This window comes from Pseudomonas sp. RW10S2 (assembly GCF_014268985.1).
Lineage (GTDB): Bacteria > Pseudomonadota > Gammaproteobacteria > Pseudomonadales > Pseudomonadaceae > Aquipseudomonas > Aquipseudomonas wayambapalatensis.
In genome coordinates, this window is sequence record NZ_JABWRO010000025.1 from 16,066 (window position 1) to 34,908 (window position 18,843).

17 protein-coding genes are annotated in these 18,843 nt (G+C 62.9%); 15 read left to right on the forward strand and 2 right to left on the reverse strand.

What is annotated here, in order from left to right; translation table 11 throughout:
- Positions 1-59: 59 nt before the first annotated feature.
- Positions 60-2,894 carry an excinuclease ABC subunit UvrA gene (uvrA, locus tag HU729_RS08120; protein ID WP_186670256.1) on the reverse strand — a complete coding sequence of 945 codons (2,835 nt, stop codon included), beginning with the start codon at positions 2,892-2,894 and terminating at the stop codon, positions 60-62.
- Positions 2,895-3,023: 129 nt separating this feature from the next.
- Here uvrA and HU729_RS08125 point away from each other — a divergent pair, with 129 nt between their 5' ends.
- From HU729_RS08125 to HU729_RS08180, 12 genes are all read left to right on the forward strand, one after another.
- On the forward strand, positions 3,024-4,418 hold the full coding sequence (locus HU729_RS08125) for an MFS transporter (RefSeq protein WP_186709491.1): 1,395 nt from the start codon (positions 3,024-3,026) through the stop codon (positions 4,416-4,418).
- Between the two features lie 9 nt (positions 4,419-4,427).
- Positions 4,428-4,970: a single-stranded DNA-binding protein gene (locus HU729_RS08130; RefSeq protein ID WP_186670260.1), complete on the forward strand. Its 543-nt coding sequence runs from the start codon at positions 4,428-4,430 to the stop codon at positions 4,968-4,970.
- Between the two features lie 336 nt (positions 4,971-5,306).
- Positions 5,307-6,155, forward strand: coding sequence for a transporter substrate-binding domain-containing protein (locus HU729_RS08135; protein ID WP_186670262.1), 849 nt, complete (start codon positions 5,307-5,309; stop codon positions 6,153-6,155).
- Between the two features lie 52 nt (positions 6,156-6,207).
- Positions 6,208-6,870: an amino acid ABC transporter permease gene (locus HU729_RS08140; protein ID WP_186709492.1), complete on the forward strand. Its 663-nt coding sequence runs from the start codon at positions 6,208-6,210 to the stop codon at positions 6,868-6,870.
- Between the two features lie 10 nt (positions 6,871-6,880).
- Positions 6,881-7,543: an amino acid ABC transporter permease gene (locus HU729_RS08145; protein WP_186709493.1), complete on the forward strand. Its 663-nt coding sequence runs from the start codon at positions 6,881-6,883 to the stop codon at positions 7,541-7,543.
- Positions 7,540-8,337: an amino acid ABC transporter ATP-binding protein gene (locus HU729_RS08150; RefSeq protein WP_186670268.1), complete on the forward strand. Its 798-nt coding sequence runs from the start codon at positions 7,540-7,542 to the stop codon at positions 8,335-8,337. The genes HU729_RS08145 and HU729_RS08150 overlap by 4 nt, the downstream gene beginning before the upstream one ends.
- A 29-nt stretch (positions 8,338-8,366) precedes the next feature.
- Entirely contained in the window at positions 8,367-8,756 is a 390-nt protein-coding gene (locus HU729_RS08155; RefSeq protein WP_186709494.1) for a RidA family protein, read from the forward strand.
- A 104-nt stretch (positions 8,757-8,860) separates the two neighbouring features.
- Positions 8,861-9,625: an IclR family transcriptional regulator gene (locus tag HU729_RS08160; protein WP_186709495.1), complete on the forward strand. Its 765-nt coding sequence runs from the start codon at positions 8,861-8,863 to the stop codon at positions 9,623-9,625.
- 37 nt (positions 9,626-9,662) lie between these two features.
- Positions 9,663-10,880, forward strand: a complete 1,218-nt coding sequence (locus tag HU729_RS08165) for an amino acid deaminase (RefSeq protein WP_186709496.1) — start codon at positions 9,663-9,665, stop codon at positions 10,878-10,880.
- Between the two features lie 62 nt (positions 10,881-10,942).
- Entirely contained in the window at positions 10,943-11,878 is a 936-nt protein-coding gene (locus HU729_RS08170) for a sugar kinase (RefSeq protein WP_186709497.1), read from the forward strand.
- Between the two features lie 231 nt (positions 11,879-12,109).
- Positions 12,110-12,283 (forward strand): hypothetical protein, encoded by a 174-nt coding sequence (locus HU729_RS08175; protein WP_186670301.1) that lies wholly within the window; start codon positions 12,110-12,112, stop codon positions 12,281-12,283.
- Positions 12,284-12,558: 275 nt separating this feature from the next.
- The gene (locus tag HU729_RS08180) at positions 12,559-13,293 is read left to right on the forward strand and encodes an endo-beta-N-acetylglucosaminidase (protein ID WP_186709499.1); all 735 of its coding nucleotides are present in this window, start codon (positions 12,559-12,561) and stop codon (positions 13,291-13,293) included.
- A 68-nt stretch (positions 13,294-13,361) separates the two neighbouring features.
- Here HU729_RS08180 and HU729_RS08185 read toward each other — a convergent pair whose 3' ends face one another.
- Complete coding sequence (locus tag HU729_RS08185) at positions 13,362-13,859, reverse strand: heme-binding protein (RefSeq protein ID WP_238348333.1); 498 nt, start codon at positions 13,857-13,859, stop codon at positions 13,362-13,364.
- 310 nt (positions 13,860-14,169) lie between these two features.
- On the opposite strand from HU729_RS08185, the gene fdnG reads away from it, so the two are divergent.
- The 3 genes from fdnG to HU729_RS08200 are packed head-to-tail and all read left to right on the forward strand — an operon-like array spanning position 14,170 to position 18,841.
- Positions 14,170-17,238, forward strand: coding sequence for a formate dehydrogenase-N subunit alpha (gene fdnG, locus HU729_RS08190; RefSeq protein WP_186709502.1), 3,069 nt, complete (start codon positions 14,170-14,172; stop codon positions 17,236-17,238).
- Complete coding sequence (fdxH, locus tag HU729_RS08195; protein ID WP_054893573.1) at positions 17,238-18,188, forward strand: formate dehydrogenase subunit beta; 951 nt, start codon at positions 17,238-17,240, stop codon at positions 18,186-18,188. Before fdnG ends, fdxH begins: the two co-directional genes overlap by 1 nt.
- The gene (locus tag HU729_RS08200; protein ID WP_186670281.1) at positions 18,185-18,841 is read left to right on the forward strand and encodes a formate dehydrogenase subunit gamma; all 657 of its coding nucleotides are present in this window, start codon (positions 18,185-18,187) and stop codon (positions 18,839-18,841) included. Before fdxH ends, HU729_RS08200 begins: the two co-directional genes overlap by 4 nt.
- Positions 18,842-18,843 lie beyond the last annotated feature (2 nt).

An 18,843-nucleotide genomic window follows, 5' to 3' on the forward strand; every position in this document is an offset into this window, starting at 1 on the left:
GCAGAGGGCACGCATATAGAGAAAAGCCCCTGGCATTTGCATGTCAGGGGCTTTTTTCGTCAGGCCCGATCGCGTTCCAGCAAGGGCTTGAGGTAATGCCCGGTATACGACTGCTTCATCTTGGCCAGTTCCTCGGGCGTGCCGCTGGCAATGATCTGGCCTCCCTTCGAGCCACCTTCCGGCCCCAGGTCCACCAGCCAGTCGGCGGTCTTGATCACGTCCAGGTTGTGCTCGATCACCACCACCGTGTTGCCGTGGTCGCGCAGGCGATGCAGCACGTCCAGCAGTTGCTGGATGTCGGCGAAGTGCAGGCCGGTGGTTGGCTCATCCAGGATGTAGAGGGTCTTGCCGGTATCGCGCTTGGACAGCTCGCGCGACAGCTTCACCCGCTGCGCCTCGCCGCCCGAAAGCGTCGTCGCCGATTGCCCCAACTTGATGTACGAAAGGCCCACGTCCATCAGCGTCTGCAGCTTGCGCGCCAACGCCGGTACCGCGTCGAAGAACTCGCGGGCGTCCTCGATGGTCATTTCCAGGACCTCGTGGATGTTCTTGCCCTTGTACTTGATCTCCAGGGTTTCGCGGTTGTAGCGCTTGCTCTTGCACACATCACACGGCACGTAGATATCCGGCAGGAAGTGCATTTCCACCTTGATCAGGCCATCGCCCTGGCACGCTTCGCAGCGCCCGCCCTTGACGTTGAACGAGAAGCGCCCCGGGCCATAACCTCGCGAGCGCGACTCGGGCACGCCAGCGAACAGTTCGCGGATCGGAGTGAAGATCCCGGTATAGGTGGCCGGGTTCGAGCGCGGTGTGCGGCCGATCGGGCTCTGGTCGATGTCGACTACCTTGTCCAGGTGTTGCAGGCCGTCCATGCTGGTGTGCGCTGCTGCTTCCAGGCTGCTGGCACCATTGAGCGCGGTGGCGGCCAAGGGGAACAGGGTGTTGTTGATCAGTGTCGATTTGCCCGAGCCGGACACACCGGTGACGCAGGTCAGCAGGCCGATCGGCACTTCAAGGTCGACGTTCTGCAGGTTGTTGCCGCGCGCGCCCTTGAGCTTGAGCGACAGCTTCTTGTTGCGAGGCGTGCGTTTGGCCGGCACGGCGATCTTCTTGCGGCCTGACAGGTACATGCCGGTCACCGAGTCGGGGTGCGCCATGACTTCCTGCGGCGAGCCTTCGGCGACGATCTGTCCACCATGCACCCCGGCGCCCGGGCCGATGTCGACGACATAGTCGGCCAGGCGAATGGCATCCTCGTCGTGCTCTACCACGATCACCGTGTTGCCCAGGTCGCGCAGGTGGTTGAGGGTGGCCAGCAGGCGGTCGTTGTCACGTTGGTGCAGGCCGATCGACGGCTCGTCGAGGATGTACATCACCCCCACTAGGCCGGCGCCAATCTGGCTGGCCAGACGGATCCGCTGGGCCTCGCCGCCCGAAAGGGTTTCGGCGCTGCGGTCGAGGGTGAGGTAGTCCAGGCCGACGTTGACCAGGAACTGCAGGCGCTCGCAGATTTCCTTGAGGATCTTCGCTGCAATCTCTCCGCGCCGACCGCTCAGCGTCAGGGTGGCAAAGTACTCGCTGGCATCGCCGATCGGCAGGTTGGTCACGGCCGGCAGGGTTTTTTCGCCCACCCATACATGGCGTGCTTCGCGGCGCAGGCGGGTGCCGCGGCAGTCCGGGCACGGCTGCGTGCCAAGGAACTTGGCCAGCTCCTCGCGCACAGTCGCCGACTCCGTCTCGCGGTAGCGCCGCTCCAGGTTCGGCACGATGCCTTCGAAGGGGTGCGAGCGCTTGACGATGTCGCCGCGGTCGTTGAGGTACTTGAAGTCGACGCTTTGCTTGCCGCTGCCCTGCAGGATCACCTTCTGGTGATCGGCCGAGAGCTGGCCGAACGGCTCGTCGAGGCTGAAGCCGTAATGCGCCGCCAGCGAGCCGAGCATCTGGAAGTAGTAGACGTTGCGTCGGTCCCAGCCACGGATCGCGCCTTCGGCCAGGGTCAGCTCGTTGTTGACCAGGCGCTTGGTGTCGAAGTACTGCTTCACGCCCAGGCCGTCGCAGGTCGGGCAGGCGCCAGCCGGGTTGTTGAAGGAGAACAGCTTGGGTTCGAGCTCGCTGATCGCATGGCCGCAGACTGGGCAGGCGAAGCGCGCGGAGAAGATCATGTCCTCGGCGCTTTCGTCATCCATCTGCGCCACCAGGGCGATACCGTCGGCCAGCTTGAGGGCGGTCTCGAAGGACTCGGCCAGGCGCTGCTGCAGGTCGTTGCGCACCTTGAAGCGGTCGACCACCACATCGATGCTGTGCTTCTTCTGCTTGTCGAGCTTGGGCAACTCGTCGAGTTCGTACAGCTTGCCGTTGACCCGCGCACGAACGAAGCCCTGGGCGCGCAGCTCATCGAACACCGCCAGGTGCTCACCCTTGCGCTCGCGCACCACGGGTGCCAGCAGCATCAGCTTGCTGCCTTCGGGTTGCTCGAGCACCAGGTCGACCATCTGGCTGATCGTTTGCGCTTCCAGCGGAATGTCGTGGTCCGGGCAGCGTGGCGTACCGACGCGGGCATAGAGCAGGCGCAGGTAATCGTAGATTTCGGTGATGGTGCCAACGGTCGAACGCGGGTTGTGCGAGGTCGACTTCTGCTCGATGGAGATCGCCGGTGACAGGCCTTCGATGGTGTCGACATCGGGCTTTTCCATCATCGACAAAAATTGCCGGGCATAGGCCGACAGCGACTCCACATAGCGGCGTTGGCCTTCGGCGTAGAGTGTGTCGAAGGCCAGGGACGACTTGCCGGAACCGGACAGACCGGTGATCACGATCAGTTTGTCCCGGGGCAGGGTCAGGTCGATGTTCTTCAGGTTGTGGGTACGTGCCCCACGGATCAGGATCTTGTCCACTACGGCCTCGCTTGGCGGGCATAAACAAGGAAGTATACGGCGCGCTGCCACTACGCGGCAAAGCGTCGCGTAGATGCCGTCTAGCCGTCGGACTGATAGAATCGCCGCCGGTTCACACGAGGTTTATCCATGCACGACACCCACAACGAGCGCATGAGTGGCAGCGAAACCCGCGCCGCAGGCGGCCTTGCCCTGGTCTTTGCCTTTCGTATGCTGGGCATGTTCATGGTCCTGCCCGTGCTGGCCACCTATGGCATGGACCTCGCCGGTGCCACGCCCGCGCTGATCGGCCTGGCCATTGGCGCCTACGGCCTGACGCAAGCCGTGCTGCAGATTCCGTTCGGGGTGATTTCCGACCGCATCGGTCGCCGTCCGGTGATCTACCTGGGCCTGGTGATCTTCGCCCTTGGCAGCTTGCTGGCGGCCCAGGCCGATTCGATCTGGGGCGTGATCGCCGGACGCATCCTGCAGGGCGCGGGGGCGATTTCCGCAGCGGTCATGGCCTTGCTCTCCGACCTCACCCGTGAGCAGCATCGCACCAAGGCCATGGCCATGATCGGCATGAGCATCGGCCTGTCGTTCGCGGTGGCGATGGTGATAGGGCCGCTGCTGACAAGCGCCTTCGGGTTGTCGGGATTGTTCCTCGCCACTGCAGGACTTGCCGTGGTCGGCATCGCCCTGATCGCCTTCGTCGTGCCCAGTGCGCACAGTGCGCTGCAGCACCGCGAGTCTGGTGTCGCACGCCAGGCGCTCGGCCCGACCCTGCGTAATCCGGACCTTCTGCGCCTGGACCTGAGCATTTTCATCCTCCATGCGATCCTCATGGCGAGCTTCGTGGCATTGCCGCTGGCGTTCGTCGAGCGTGGCGGCCTGCCCAAGGAAGAGCACTGGTGGGTATACCTGACCGCGTTGCTCATCTCATTTTTTGCAATGGTGCCGTTCATCATCTACGGCGAAAAGAAGCGCAAGATGAAACGCGTGTTGGTTGGTGCGGTCATTGTGCTGCTGCTGATCGAGGTGTTCTTCTGGCAATGGGCTGACAACTTGCGCGGACTGGTGACCGGCACCGTGATATTCTTTACTGCCTTCAACCTGCTGGAGGCATCCTTGCCTTCGCTGGTCAGCAAGGTGTCGCCCGCCGGCGGCAAGGGAACGGCCATGGGGGTCTACTCCACGAGCCAGTTCCTGGGTGCCGCGCTGGGAGGAATCATCGGTGGCTGGTTGTACCAGCACGGTGGCCTGGGCATGGTGTTCCTGGGATGTGCTGTACTGTGTGGTATCTGGCTGGTATCTGCCCTGGGCATGAACGAACCGCCGTACGTCACCAGCCTGCGCATGCCGCTGACACCGGAGGCGGTTCGGGAAGCCGGATTGACCGAGCGCCTGATGGCTGTGCCGGGTGTGACCGACGCCGTGGTGGTGGCAGAAGAAGCCGCCATCTATATCAAACTGGATACGAAAATTTTGGACCGTGCGACCCTCGAGCGTCTGGTGAACCCAGCCCCGACGGCGTGCGAAGCCTAGGAGAACGTTATGGCCCGTGGGGTTAACAAAGTCATTCTGGTTGGTACTTGCGGCCAGGATCCCGAAGTCCGCTACCTGCCCAACGGTAACGCCGTGACCAACCTGAGCCTGGCCACCAGCGAGCAGTGGACCGACAAGCAGTCGGGGCAAAAGGTCGAGCGCACCGAATGGCACCGTGTCTCGCTGTTCGGCAAGGTTGCCGAGATCGCCGGCGAGTACCTGCGCAAGGGTTCGCAGTGCTACATCGAGGGCAAGCTGCAGACCCGCGAGTGGGAAAAGGACGGCATCAAGCGCTACACCACCGAGATCATCGTCGACATGCAGGGCACCATGCAGCTGCTCGGCGGTCGTCCGCAGGGGCAGGGCGGTGATCAGTACAACCAGGGTGGCGGCAACTACAACCAGGGTGGTGGCCAGCAGCAACAGTACAACCAGGCACCACGCCAGCAGGCGCCGCGTCCGCAGCAGGCACAACAGCGTCCAGCGCCCCAGCAGCCAGCTCCGCAGCCTGCCGCTGATTTCGACAGCTTCGATGACGATATTCCGTTCTAGGAGTTACCTGAGCCTTTACGTGTAAAGCTGTCACCTGAAACCCCCGCCTTGCGGGGGTTTTTCATTTTCGCGCGGCATGCGCCTGGTTTCCTTTGCCCACTCTTCTGCCGCCCTCATGTGGGGCGTTACGCACCCAATGTGGTCATTGGTAGCACTGCCCTCGCTGTGCTCGTCTTGATGCTGCGCTCGCGCCAGCACGCATCCTGTTGATTCAACTCATATTCGAATGGCTGTGGGATTTCCCTTCTCGGCTGTGGCACACTTTCTGCCGTCTATTCCGTTGTTGCAAACAACGTTCCGGTATAGCGGAATAAACAATATCTGGGAGTGCCCGTCATGCAGCGTCGACTTTCCTTGTTTACAGCGTGTGCTTTTCTCTTTGCGGCTTCAGCTTCGCTCGCGGGCATTGCCCAGGCGGCGGACAGCAAGCTCGACAGCGTGTTGAAGCGTGGCCACCTCATCGTGGGCACAGGCAGCACCAACGCGCCATGGCACTTCCAGGGCGCGGATGGCAAGTTGCAGGGTTTCGATATCGACATCGGGCGGATGGTCGCCAAGGGGCTGTTCAATGACCCGGAGAAGGTCGAGTTCGTGGTGCAGTCGTCTGACGCCCGGATTCCCAATCTGTTGACCGACAAGGTCGACATGAGCTGCCAGTTCATCACCGTCACCGCCAGCCGCGCGCAGCAAGTGGCATTCACCCTGCCGTACTACCGCGAAGGCGTCGGCCTGCTGCTGCCGGCCAACAGCAAGTACAAGGAGATCGAAGATCTGAAGGCGGCGGGTGACAGCGTCACCGTGGCGGTGCTGCAGAACGTCTACGCCGAGGAGCTGGTGCACCAGGCGCTGCCCAAGGCCAAGGTCGACCAATACGACAGCGTTGACCTGATGTACCAGGCCGTGAACTCCGGTCGGGCCGACACCGCTGCCACCGACCAGTCGTCGGTCAAGTACCTGATGGTGCAGAACCCCGGTCGCTATCGCAGCCCGGCCTATGCCTGGAGCCCGCAGACCTACGCCTGTGCAGTCAAGCGCGGCGACCAGGACTGGCTGAATTTCGTCAATACCGTCCTGCACGAAGCCATGACCGGTGTCGAGTTCCCGACCTACGCAGCGTCGTTCAAGCAGTGGTTTGGTGTCGAGCTGCCTAGCCCGGCCATTGGTTTCCCCGTCGAATTCAAATGACTCCGCAAGAGCGGGGCGCCTCTGTCGCACCCCGCTCCAGGTACTGCTGACCATGAACTATCAGTTGAACTTTGCTGCCGTGTGGCGCGATTTCGACACCTTGCTGGCGGGGCTCGGTCTGGGGCTCGAGCTGGCGCTGGTGTCGATCGCCATCGGCTGCGTGATCGGCCTGTTGATGGCGTTTGCCTTGCTCTCGAAGCACCGCGCATTGCGGGTGTTGGCATCGGTGTACGTGACGGTGATCCGCAACACGCCGATTCTCGTGCTGATCCTGTTGATCTACTTTGCGCTCCCAGGGTTGGGGATCCGCCTGGACAAGATTCCCTCGTTCATCATCACCCTGTCGCTGTATGCCGGGGCGTACCTGACCGAAGTGTTTCGTGGCGGTCTGCTGAGCATTCCCAAGTGCCTGCGCGAGGCGGGGCTGGCCATTGGCCTCGGCGAGTGGCAGATCAAGGCGTACATCACGGTGCCAGTGATGTTGCGCAACGTGCTGCCTGCCTTGTCGAACAACTTCATTTCGCTGTTCAAGGACACCTCGCTGGCGGCGGCGATCGCCGTGCCTGAGCTGACCTATTACGCGCGCAAGATCAATGTCGAGAGCTACCGGGTGATTGAAACCTGGCTGGTGACCACAGCGCTCTATGTCGCGGCCTGCTACCTCATCGCCCTGCTGCTGCGTTACCTCGAGCAGCGTCTGGCGATTCGTCGATAGGAGGGCCCTCATGTACGAGTCCCCAAGCTGGTTGCATGAATTGTGGAGCGCCCGCGAAGCCCTGTGGTCAGGCTTTCTGACCAGTGTGCAGTGTTCCATCCTGGCGATTTTGCTCGGCACCCTGATCGGTGTCGTTGCCGGGCTGGTGCTGACCTACGGCAGGTTCTGGACGCGCGCGCCGTTTCGTTTCTACGTCGACCTGATTCGCGGCACGCCGGTGTTCGTGCTGGTGCTGGCCTGTTTCTACATGGCGCCGGCGCTGGGTTGGCAGATCAACGCGTTCCAGGCCGGGGTGCTGGGGCTGACGCTGTTCTGCGGCTCTCACGTCGCCGAGATCGTGCGCGGTGCGTTGCAAGCGCTGCCACGTGGGCAGATGGAAGCGAGCAAGGCCATCGGTCTGACGTTCTATCAGGCGCTGGGCTACGTGTTGTTGCCTCAGGCCATGCGGCAGATGTTGCCGACCTGGGTCAACTCATCGACCGAAATCGTCAAGGCCTCGACCTTGCTCTCGGTGATCGGTGTGGCCGAGTTGCTGCTGAGTACCCAGCAGATCATCGCCCGGACCTTCATGACCCTGGAGTTCTACCTGTTCGCCGGTTTTCTCTTTTTCATCATCAACTACGCCATCGAATTACTCGGCCGGCATATTGAAAAGCGGGTGGCCTTGCCATGACTCACGTTGCAGCTTCTACCCAGAACACCAGCCAGGCCCTGCTCGAGATTCGCGGCCTGCACAAACAGTACGGTCAGCTCGAAGTGCTCAAGGGCGTCGACCTGACGATGCAGCGCGGCAACGTGGTCACGCTGATTGGCTCCAGCGGCTCGGGCAAGACCACGCTGTTGCGCTGCGTGAACATGCTCGAAGAGTTCCAGGGCGGGCGGATCCTGCTCGAGGGTGAGTCCATCGGATACCACGAGGTCAACGGCAAGCGCGTGCGCCACTCGGAAAACGTCATCGCCCGGCATCGGGCCATGACCGGCATGGCGTTCCAGCAGTTCAACCTGTTTCCGCACCTGACCGCTTTGCAGAACGTCACCCTGGGCCTGCTCAAGGTGAAAAAGCTGCACAAGGACGAGGCCGTGGTGCTGGCGGAAAAATGGCTGGAGCGCGTAGGCCTGCTGGCGCGCCGCGATCATTTTCCCGGCCAGCTCTCTGGCGGGCAGCAACAGCGCGTGGCGATCGCCCGGGCGATTGCGATGAAGCCGAGCCTGATGCTGTTCGACGAAGTCACCTCGGCCCTCGACCCGGAGCTGGTGGGCGAAGTGTTGAGCGTCATCAAAGGGCTGGCCGAGGACGGCATGACCATGTTGCTGGTGACCCACGAGATGCGCTTTGCCTTTGAAGTCTCGGACACCATCGTTTTCATGAACCAGGGGCGTATCGAAGAGCAGGGGCCTCCCAAGGACCTTTTCGAGCGCCCGCAGTCTCCGCGCTTGGCGGAATTTCTCAAAAGCACCCGCTTTTAACAGTCAATTTGCAACCAGGAGAAACACCCATGAGCATTACTCGTTATGGCACGGGTAGCACCGCCGGTGGCGGCCAGCCCCGTCCTTTCGCCCGCGCGGTCGAGGCCGATGGCTGGCTGCACGTGTCAGGCCAGGTGCCTGCAGTGGATGGCGAAATCATCGTCGGCGGCATCGTCGAGCAGACCCACCAGACCATGCGCAACTTGATCGCCATCCTCGAAGAAGCCGGCTATGGCCTCGAAGATGTGGTGCGCGCCGGCGTATGGCTGGAAGATCCGCGGGACTTCTGGAGCTTCAACAAAGTCTTTTCCGAGTACTTCAAGCCCGAGCATGCACCGGCCCGGGCCTGTGTGCAGGCAAGCATGATGGTCGACTGCAAGGTCGAGATCGATTGCATCGCCTACAAGAAAAAGGGCTGACGCGCGGCGGCGCTTGTAGGCGCCGTCGAAGGCTGCAATCTTTTGCCGATCGCAAGCACGCGCAGTCTGCGCCAGCGCCTACGAACTAGCATGGGAACACTGAAATGACCGAAGACACTATCAAACGCCGGGCTCGTGGCTTGGACCGGGCGTTCGATATCCTCGATTACCTCAAGGAAGTCGGCCAGCCCCTGCGGCCGAATGACATCGCCAATGGTATCGGCAGCCCGAAGTCCACGGTCTACGAACTGGTCGCCTCGTTGCTCGAGCGCCGGATCCTGGAGCAAGTGGGCAAGGACGGCCATGTCTACCTCGGTCGTCAGCTGTATTTTCTCGGGCAGGCCCACCTGCGGCATTTCGACCTGACGCGCGAGGCCGATCACGCGCTGCAGGAAATCGTCAGCCAAACCCGTGAAACCGCACAGATGTGCCTGCTCAACGGGCGCAAGTACACCGTTGCGCTGATGCGCGAAGGGGAGCGGCACTTCCGCATTTCCTCGGACATCGGTGAAGACGCCCCCATCCCCTGGACCGCCTCCGGGCGGCTGTTGCTGGCGCACCTGAGCGACCAGGCGATCGTCGACCTGATCGACCACGACGACTTCATCCTGCCCGATGGCGAGCGCCTGCCGCTCGAGCAATTCCTCAAGGAGATCCGCCAGGCTGGCATCGACGGCTTCTTTTCCTTCGACAGTGTTGCGGACACCTTTACCCATTGCTTTGCCGCGCCGGTCAAAGACCGTGACGGCGTGGCCATCGCGACCCTGTGCATCGTCGCCCCGCGGGCTGATGCCAAGAACAACTACAACGACTATCGCCGGGTGTTGATCGAAAGCGCCAACAGCCTGGCCCGTCGCATCAATGAATGACCGTGGCCGTTAGCGGCTGCGCGTGAGGAGTGAGAGCATGTCTTCTGCCTTGAACATCGCCGCCGTGGAAAAGGGTGCAGGCCAACCCGGCGCCAGCCTGGTGCGCGACGTAAGCCTGCCGGCGCTGGTGCTGCACCGCGAAGCGCTGGAGCACAATATCCGTTGGATGCAGTCGTTCGTCAGCGACAGCGGCGCAGAGCTGGCGCCGCATGGCAAAACCAGCATGACGCCAGCGTTGTTCCGTCGCCAACTGGACGCCGGTGCCTGGGGCATCACCCTGGCCACCGCGGTACAGACCCGCGCCGCCTACGCCCATGGCGTGCGCCGGGTGTTGATGGCCAACCAATTGGTGGGGGCGCCGAACATGGCGCTGATCGCCGAGTTGCTGGCCGACCCTGCATTCGACTTCCACTGCATGGTCGATCACCCGGACAACGTCGCCGACCTTGGGGCATTCTTCGCCGCACGCGGCCTGCGCTTGAACGTCATGATCGAGTATGGCGTGGTCGGTGGCCGTTGCGGTTGCCGTAGCGAAGCCGAAGTGCTGGCGCTGGCCGAGGCGATCAAGGCCCAGCCGGGCCTGGCCTTGACCGGCATCGAAGGCTACGAAGGGGTGATTCACGGCGACCACGCGGTCAGCGGCATTCGTGCGTTCGCCGCGTCGCTGGTGCAGTTGGCCGTGCAACTGCAGGACAGCGCGGCGTTCGCCCTCGACCAGCCGATCATCACGGCGTCGGGGTCGGCCTGGTATGACCTGATCGCCGAGTCCTTCGAAGCGCAGAACGCCACGGGGCGCTTCCTCAGTGTGCTGCGCCCTGGCAGCTACGTGGCGCATGACCATGGTATCTACAAGCAAGCGCAATGCTGTGTGCTCGATCGCCGCAGCGACCTGCACGAGGGCCTGCGTCCGGCGCTGGAGGTCTGGGCCCATGTGCAGTCCTTGCCGGAGCCGGGCTTCGCGGTGATCGCCCTGGGCAAGCGCGACGTGGCGTATGACGCCGGGCTGCCGATGCCATTGCTGCGCTACCGGGCCGGTGTGGTGCCGGCAGTTGGCGACGATGTCAGTGCCTGCACGGTAACGGCCGTGATGGATCAGCACGCATTCATGACGGTAGCGCCCGGTGTGCAATTGCGGGTCGGCGACATCATCTCGTTCGGCACCTCCCACCCGTGCCTGACCTTCGACAAGTGGCGCACAGGGTGCCTGGTGGATGAGCAGTTGAACGTCATCGAAAGCCTGGAAACCTGCTTCTGAGGTCTGAGGCCGCAGCCCTTCCGTCACCTGTGAAACAGCAGAACCATCGAGAATCCACAACCATGAACAGCATCAGCAGGCTCGGCCCCGGTATCGCGCGTATCGCGTTGATCGGCGAGTGCATGATCGAGTTGCAGCAGCGCGCTGACGGCAGCCTGCAACAGGGCTTTGGCGGCGATACCCTGAACACGGCCGTCTATCTGTCACGTGAAATGGGTGATGGCGCCAGCGTGGATTACGTCACCGCGCTGGGCGATGACAGTTTCAGCGATGCCATGTGCCAGCGCTGGTCCGACGAAGGCATCGGCCTGGGCATGGTCCAGCGCTTACCGGGTCGCTTGCCCGGTTTGTACTGCATCCAGACCGATGCATCGGGAGAGCGTCGTTTTCTCTATTGGCGCAACGAAGCCGCCGTGCGCGATTGCTTCACCACGCCAGCGGCGGCCCCGATTCTGGCGGAGCTGGTGGCTTACGACGTGCTGTATTTCAGCGGCATCACCCTGGCGGTGCTGGGTGAGGCAGGGCGCACCAAACTCATTGAAACGCTGATCGCGGCGCGACAGCGGGGCGCGCGGGTGGTCTTCGACAACAACTACCGGCCGCGCTTGTGGAGCACGGTGGAGCAGGCCCAGGCGGCGTATCGCGAGGTGCTGCCCTATGTCGATTTGGCACTGTTGACGGTGGACGATGAGCAGGCCCTGTTCGGGTTTGCCGATTGCGCAGCGGTGTTCGCGGCCTATGCGCAAATCGGCACGCCTGAAGTGGTCCTCAAGCGCGGCGCTGAGCCGTGCCTGATTCGCTGTGACGGTGCCTCGTTCGAGGTCCCGGCGCAGCGCGTCGAGCGCGTCGTGGACACCACGGCGGCCGGGGATTCGTTCAGCGCGGCGTATCTGGCCAGTCGGCTGCGTGGCGCCAGCCCGGAACAAGCGGCAGAAGCGGGGCACCGCCTGGCGAGCCGGGTGATTCAACAACCGGGGGCGCTGATTCCCCGAGGCTGAATGGCCTCCGGGCCAGATGACTGGCCCGGTTTGAACCTGCCATGGCCGCGGGCAACGCGTCGAGGATGAAAATCCGCCAGGGCTAATTTCAAAAATAACGACCCGCCATGCCTCTGTGCGACAACCCTTACCTCATGACGAAAATTAGTTTCACGTCATTTGAAAAGGCTTAACGGAAATGTTTTATGACTTTCACAAAACATTCGACGTGACCCTTTCGAGGAGTACCGCATGACCCTGTCCCCCGGCTACCCGGCCGACGTGGCGATCCCGCAGCGCGCGGCGGAAGGGATCGACGGGGTGTGGGTCAACGGTGTGTTGAGTTACCGCGACGGCCAGGCCAACGGCAGAAGGGAAGGGCGCTTCCTCGCGCGCGAGGGCGATTTGCGCGAGGGCTTCAGGTAACGCGCAGACCAGCGCAATGCGTTGAGGTTGCCAGGTGCCTGGAGGCACTCATTCATACGTGATCCATCTTTTGTCGCGGGGTGCTCCTGGAAAGGGGCATGGATGAATGTGGAAACCCTTCAGTTTTGTCAGGCGCGTGCGGGGTCGTTTGAATGGCGGCTCTTTACCCGTACTGAACGGAGCTGGTCATGACGCAAAATCACCAACCTTTGATGGGCTGCTACTTCCGATCCTGGCGCGACACTGTAAATGGGGTGGAGGGCAACTGCTGTTCCATGGCGGATCTACCCGAGGAGGTGGATATCGCCTTCGTGTTTCCCAATGGCGAAGAGTCGCCGCTGTTCTGGGAAAAGCTGGAGAGCGACTTGATTCCCGCCCTGCACGCCAAGCAGATCAAGGTCGTGCGCACGTTGTTCATCGATGAACTGATCAACCCGGACTTTGCGGATTCGCCGCAAGGTTACCAGGACCTCGCGAACCATCTGCAGCAACGTTTCCTCTGCGTCCCCGGACTGGACGGACTGGACATCGACCTTGAAAAAAAACTGACGCCCACCCAGCGTGCCAAGGCGCAGGCCGTCTCGCTGCTGCTGGCCGAGCGCTTGAAGCAGAGCGGCAAACTGTTCATCTACGACACCAGTGAATTGGGTGACATGGAGCTGCTGAGCGCCTTGGCGCCGTCGCTGGACTACCTGCTTTTCCAGGCTTACGGACAGAGCCCGGAGCGAGTGCAAGCACACTTCGACAGACTGTTCTGCGGCTTCCTCGCACCGGAGAAATTCATGGTCGGCTTCTCGTTCTACGAGGAGCGTGGAACCCGCTGGGGCGATACCGCTGCTGATTTCGACGGCAGCAGGGCGCGCCAGTACGCGGAGTGGGTTCCGACCCAAGGTAACAAGGCAGGGATTTTCTCCTACGCCGTCGACCGTGATGGCGTCACGGAGGGCGACGATAACCTGCAACCTACCGATTACAGCTGGACCCGGCGGCTCAAGCAGCTCAGCCGCTGATGCATCGCCGATGCCCGCGCAGGTGGCGCGGGCATCTTCCTGCGCTGCACTACACCGGCGCTTTATCGCTACAGCCCGTCGAGCGCGGCCTGGGCAAAGTACGCATCCAGTTCTGGGGTTGCACCGCTGATGCCGATACCGCCGATATGCTTGCCGTTCCTGTCCAGGATCGGCAGCCCGCCCTCCAGCAAGGTGAAACCCGGCAAGGATGCGTAGGGGTTGGCCGGGTGTGCGCTGCTGCGCTCGCTCAACGCGCGTGTCGACAAGGGAAAGCGGGCAGATGTCGCCGCTTTGAGTTGTGCCACCTGGATGCTGCCGCTGCTGGTGCCGTCCATGCGGTGGAAGTGCTTCAGGTTACCGTGGTTGTCGATGATGCTGATCACGATCGCGTAGCCTCGGGCGATGGCTGCACGTTCAGCGGCCGCCGTTATTTCTCGTGCCTGTTGTGAAGTGAGAGGCAGGGGCGCGTCTTGGCCAGGTGTCGCCTCCGAAGCCGCCGCGAAGCTTGGGAGAGCAGCGCCTGAGCTGGCGATGAGCATGGCGAGAAGCAGATTTTTGATACCCATTGCGAGTGATCCGTTTTTCGGAAAACCCGGCAAGTTAGCGGCTTTTCAGTGGCTTTGGTGTAGCCCATTTCCGAAAGCGCTGGACGGACAGCGGGGCTACGAGGGGACCTTTCCGTGACCGCAAAGCGCGAGCGTGCGAAGTGCCGCTCGTAGCGCCAGCGGCCAAAACCTGGGGCAAGTTTGACATGTGTCATCGCACCTTTTCGTTTCTTGGCTAGTCTTACATGTTGGCGGCCAACAAACCGCCGCCCATGATATCCGAGAGACGCCGGCAACGTCCCGTGCGTCCAAACCTGATCAGGAGTGCACGATGGACCTGAACCGTCGGCAGTTCTTCAAGGTCGCCGCCGTCGGCCTTGGAGGCTCGAGTCTCGCGGCGTTGGGCATGGCCCCGACAGCCGCGTTCGCCGAGCAGGTGCGCCACTTCAAGCTGGCGCACACCAAGGAAACCCGCAACACCTGCCCCTACTGCTCGGTCGGCTGCGGCCTGATCCTGTACAGCCAGGGCGATGCGGGCAAGAACGTCAAACAGAACATCATCCACATCGAAGGCGACGCTGATCATCCGGTCAACCGCGGCACCCTGTGCCCTAAAGGCGCCGGGCTGCTCGACTTCATCCACAGCCCCAGCCGCCTGCAATACCCCGAGATGCGCAAGCCGGGCAGCCAGGAGTGGGTGCGGGTCAGCTGGGACGAGGCGCTCGACCGCGTCGCCACGCTGATGAAGCAGGACCGCGATGCCAACTTCATCGAGAAGAACGCCCAGGGCCAGACGGTCAACCGCTGGCTGACCACGGGCTTCCTCGCGGCGTCGGCAGCGTCCAGCGAAGCAGGCTACCTGACTCATAAAGTCATCCGTTCACTCGGCATGCTGGGGTTCGACAACCAGGCGCGTGTCTGACACGGCCCGACGGTGGCAAGTCTTGCCCCGACGTACGGCCGTGGCGCGATGACCAATCACTGGTCTGACATCGCCAACGCAAACCTGGTGCTGGTCATGGGCGGCAACGCAGCCGAGGCTCACCCCTGCGGGTTCAAATGGGTGACCGAGGCCAAGGCGCACAACAAGGCGCGCCTGATCGTGGTCGATCCGCGTTTCACCCGGACCGCTTCGGTGGCCGACTACTACGCGCCGATTCGCACCGGCAGCGACATCGCCTTCATGGGCGGGCTGATCAACTACCTGCTGACGACCGACCAGATCCAGCACGAATACGTGCGCAACTACACCGACGTGTCGTTCATCGTCAAAGAGAACTATGGCTTCGAAGACGGCCTGTTCAGTGGCTATGACGCGGCCAAGCGGATCTATGCCGACAAGTCCGGCTGGGGCTACGAGCTGGGTGAGGACGGTTTCGCCAAGGTCGACCCGACGCTGCAGCACCCGCGCTGCGTGTTCCAGTTGATGAAGCAGCACTACAGCCGCTACACGCCGGAAATCGCCAGCATGACCTGCGGCATGCCCCAGGACCAGATGATGAAGGTCTGGAAAGAGATCGCCACCTGCGCCGTGCCGGGCAAGACCATGACGATCCTCTACGCCCTGGGCTGGACCCAGCATTCGATCGGTGCGCAGATCATCCGCAGTGCGGCCATGGTCCAGTTGTTGCTGGGCAACGTCGGCATGCCCGGCGGTGGGGTCAACGCCCTGCGCGGGCATTCCAACATCCAGGGTCTGACCGACCTGGGGCTGCTGTCGAACTCGCTGCCAGGCTACCTGACGCTGGCCGGCGACGCCGAGCAGGACTACGCCGCGTTCATCGACAAGCGCGCCTCCAAGCCGCTGCGTCCGGGCCAGCTCTCGTATTGGCAGAACTATGGCAAGTTCCATGTCAGCCTGATGAAGGCCTGGTATGGCGCCAACGCCACCGCCGAGAACAACTGGGGCTACGACTGGCTGCCCAAGCTCGATGTGGCGGCCTACGACGTGCTGCGCATGTTCGAGATGATGGGGCAGGGCAAGGTCAACGGCTACATGTGCCAGGGTTTCAACCCGATCGCCGCGCTGCCGGACAAGAACCGCGTCACCGCGGCGCTGGGCAAGCTCAAGTGGCTGGTGGTCATGGACCCGCTGGCCACCGAGACATCCGAGTTCTGGCGCAACGCCGGGCCTTACAACGATGTCGACACGGCCAATATCCAGACCGAGGTGATTCGCCTGCCCACCACCTGCTTTGCCGAGGAGGACGGCTCGCTGGTCAACAGCAGCCGCTGGCTGCAGTGGCACTGGAAGGGCGCTGACGGCCCCGGCGAGACGCGCACCGACGTACAGATCATGAGCGAGCTGTTCCTGCGTCTGCGTGAGCGCTACAAGTCGGAAGGCGGCGCTTACCCCGACCCGATGCTCAACATCAGCTGGCCGTACAAGATCCCCGACGAGCCTTCCCCCGAAGAGCTCGCCAAGGAGATGAACGGCTGGGCGGTGAGCGACATGACCGACGCCAGTGGGCTGGCCATCAAGGGCGGCCAGCAGTTGTCGGGCTTCGGTCAGTTGAAAGATGACGGCAGCACAGCATCCGGCTGCTGGATCTTCGCCGGTTGCTGGACCGAGCAGGGCAACCAGATGGCCCGGCGCGACAACAGCGACCCCTACGGCATGCATCAGGTGCAGAACTGGGCCTGGGCCTGGCCGGCCAACCGCCGCATCCTCTACAACCGCGCCTCCAGTGACCCGCAGGGCAAGCCCTGGGATCCGCACAAGAAGCGCCTGGTGTGGTGGAACGGCAAGTCCTGGGGCGGCACCGACGTGCCGGACTTCAAGGTCGATTCACCGCCTGAAGCGGGGATGAACCCGTTCATCATGAACCCCGAGGGCGTGGCGCGCTTCTTCGCCATCGACAAGATGGCCGAAGGGCCGTTCCCCGAGCACTACGAGCCGTTCGAGACGCCGATCGGGATCAACCCGCTGCACCCTAACAACAAGAAGGCCACCAGCAACCCGGCAGGCCGGATCTTCGATTCGGTATGGGACACCCTCGGCAAGCACGAGGAGTTCCCCTACGCGGCGACCACCTACCGGCTGACCGAGCACTTCCACTTCTGGAGCAAGCACTGCCGCCTGAACGCGATCATCCAACCCGAGCAGTTCGTCGAGATCGGCGAAGTGCTGGCCGGCGAGAAGGGCATCAAGGCGGGGGATCGGGTACGGGTGTCGAGCAAGCGCGGGCATATCGAGGCGGTGGCGGTGGTGACAAAGCGGATCCGTCCGCTGCAGGTCAACAACCAGACCGTGCACCAGATCGGCATCCCGCTGCACTGGGGTTTTACCGGTTCGACCCGGCATGGCTACCTGACCAACACCCTGGTGCCGTTCCTCGGTGATGGCAACACCCAGACGCCGGAGTCCAAGTCGTTCCTCGTCAACGTGGAGAAGATCTGATGGCCCAGCAAGATATCATCGCCCGCTCGGCCACCACGACCGTACCGCCTTCGGTACGCCAGCAGGAGCAGGTCGCCAAGCTGATCGACACCACCAAGTGCATCGGCTGCAAGGCCTGCCAGGTGGCGTGCTCGGAGTGGAACGAGCTGCGTGACGAGGTCGGCCACAACCATGGCACCTACGACAACCCGCAGGACCTCACCGCCGACACCTGGACCCTGATGCGCTTCACCGAGCACGAGCGCGACGACGGGAACCTGGAGTGGCTGATCCGCAAGGATGGCTGCATGCATTGCGCCGACCCTGGCTGCCTCAAGGCCTGCCCGAGCCCCGGCGCGATCATCAAGCACGCCAACGGCATCGTCGACTTCAACCAGGACCACTGCATCGGTTGCGGCTACTGCATCACCGGCTGCCCGTTCAACATCCCGCGGATCTCGCAGAAAGACCACAAGGCCTACAAGTGCAGCCTGTGTTCCGACCGCGTGGCCGTGGGCCTGGAGCCGGCCTGCGTGAAGACCTGCCCGACCGGGGCGATCGTCTTCGGCAGCAAGGACGAGATGAAGGTGCATGCCGACGAGCGCATCGTCGACCTCAAGTCGCGCGGCTACGAGAACGCCGGCCTGTACGACCCGGACGGTGTCGGTGGCACCCACGTGATGTACGTGCTGCACCACGCCGATACACCCAGGCTGTATGCAGGCCTGCCGGACCAGCCGGTGATCAGCCCACTGGTAGGGTTGTGGAAAGGCATCAGCAAACCGCTGGCGCTGCTGGCCATGGGCGCGGCGGTCCTGGCTGGGTTCTTCCACTATGTGCGGGTCGGGCCGCAGCGGGTCGAGGAAGACGAACATCCCGCCCCGACCGATACCAGCGTGCACCAGGTGGATCCGGCAGTGCACGTCTATGACCCGGGCAAGCCCGGCGGGCAAGGGGAGCAGCGGCCATGAACGACAACAAGCCTATCCTGCGCTACAACGCCAACGAGCGGACCAACCACTGGATCGTCGCGATCCTGTTCTTCATGGCCGGGCTGTCGGGCCTGGCGCTGTTTCATCCGGCGCTGTTCTGGCTCAGCAACCTGTTCGGTGGCGGCCCCTGGACGCGCATCCTGCACCCCTTCCTCGGCGTGGCGATGTTCGTGTTCTTCCTGGGGCTGGTGATCCGCTTCTGGCGGGCCAACTTCATCACCGCCAACGACCGCCTGTGGCTGCGCCGTGTAGATCGGGTGATGCGCAACGAGGAAGAGGGCGTGCCGCCGATCGGCAAGTACAACGCCGGGCAGAAGCTGCTGTTCTGGACCTTGCTCGTGTGCATGCTGATCCTGCTGGTCAGTGGGGTGGTGATCTGGCGCGCCTGGTTCAGCCAGTACTTCGACATCGGCGCGATCCGCCTGGCCACCTTGCTCCATGCCCTGGCGGCGTTCGTGCTGGTGCTGAGCATCATCGTGCACATCTATGCCGGGATCTGGATCAAGGGCTCGGTCGGCGCCATGCTGCATGGCTGGGTCAGCCGTGCCTGGGCACGCAAACATCATGAGCTGTGGTACCGGGAAGTGACCGGCGACAAGACGCCACACAACCCCGGACGGAAAGAAGGATGAGC

Coding starts and splice junctions, on each gene's coding strand:
- HU729_RS08185 (WP_238348333.1), bottom strand. CDS start 13,859: ATGGGTATCAAAAATCTGCTTCTCGCCATGCTCATCGCCAGCTCAGGC.
- HU729_RS08125 (WP_186709491.1), top strand. CDS start 3,024: ATGCACGACACCCACAACGAGCGCATGAGTGGCAGCGAAACCCGCGCC.
- HU729_RS08180 (WP_186709499.1), top strand. CDS start 12,559: ATGGCGGATCTACCCGAGGAGGTGGATATCGCCTTCGTGTTTCCCAAT.
- HU729_RS08165 (WP_186709496.1), top strand. CDS start 9,663: ATGTCTTCTGCCTTGAACATCGCCGCCGTGGAAAAGGGTGCAGGCCAA.
- HU729_RS08130 (WP_186670260.1), top strand. CDS start 4,428: ATGGCCCGTGGGGTTAACAAAGTCATTCTGGTTGGTACTTGCGGCCAG.
- HU729_RS08170 (WP_186709497.1), top strand. CDS start 10,943: ATGAACAGCATCAGCAGGCTCGGCCCCGGTATCGCGCGTATCGCGTTG.
- HU729_RS08150 (WP_186670268.1), top strand. CDS start 7,540: ATGACTCACGTTGCAGCTTCTACCCAGAACACCAGCCAGGCCCTGCTC.
- HU729_RS08200 (WP_186670281.1), top strand. CDS start 18,185: ATGAACGACAACAAGCCTATCCTGCGCTACAACGCCAACGAGCGGACC.
- HU729_RS08145 (WP_186709493.1), top strand. CDS start 6,881: ATGTACGAGTCCCCAAGCTGGTTGCATGAATTGTGGAGCGCCCGCGAA.
- HU729_RS08140 (WP_186709492.1), top strand. CDS start 6,208: ATGAACTATCAGTTGAACTTTGCTGCCGTGTGGCGCGATTTCGACACC.
- HU729_RS08155 (WP_186709494.1), top strand. CDS start 8,367: ATGAGCATTACTCGTTATGGCACGGGTAGCACCGCCGGTGGCGGCCAG.
- fdxH (WP_054893573.1), top strand. CDS start 17,238: ATGGCCCAGCAAGATATCATCGCCCGCTCGGCCACCACGACCGTACCG.
- HU729_RS08175 (WP_186670301.1), top strand. CDS start 12,110: ATGACCCTGTCCCCCGGCTACCCGGCCGACGTGGCGATCCCGCAGCGC.
- HU729_RS08135 (WP_186670262.1), top strand. CDS start 5,307: ATGCAGCGTCGACTTTCCTTGTTTACAGCGTGTGCTTTTCTCTTTGCG.
- HU729_RS08160 (WP_186709495.1), top strand. CDS start 8,861: ATGACCGAAGACACTATCAAACGCCGGGCTCGTGGCTTGGACCGGGCG.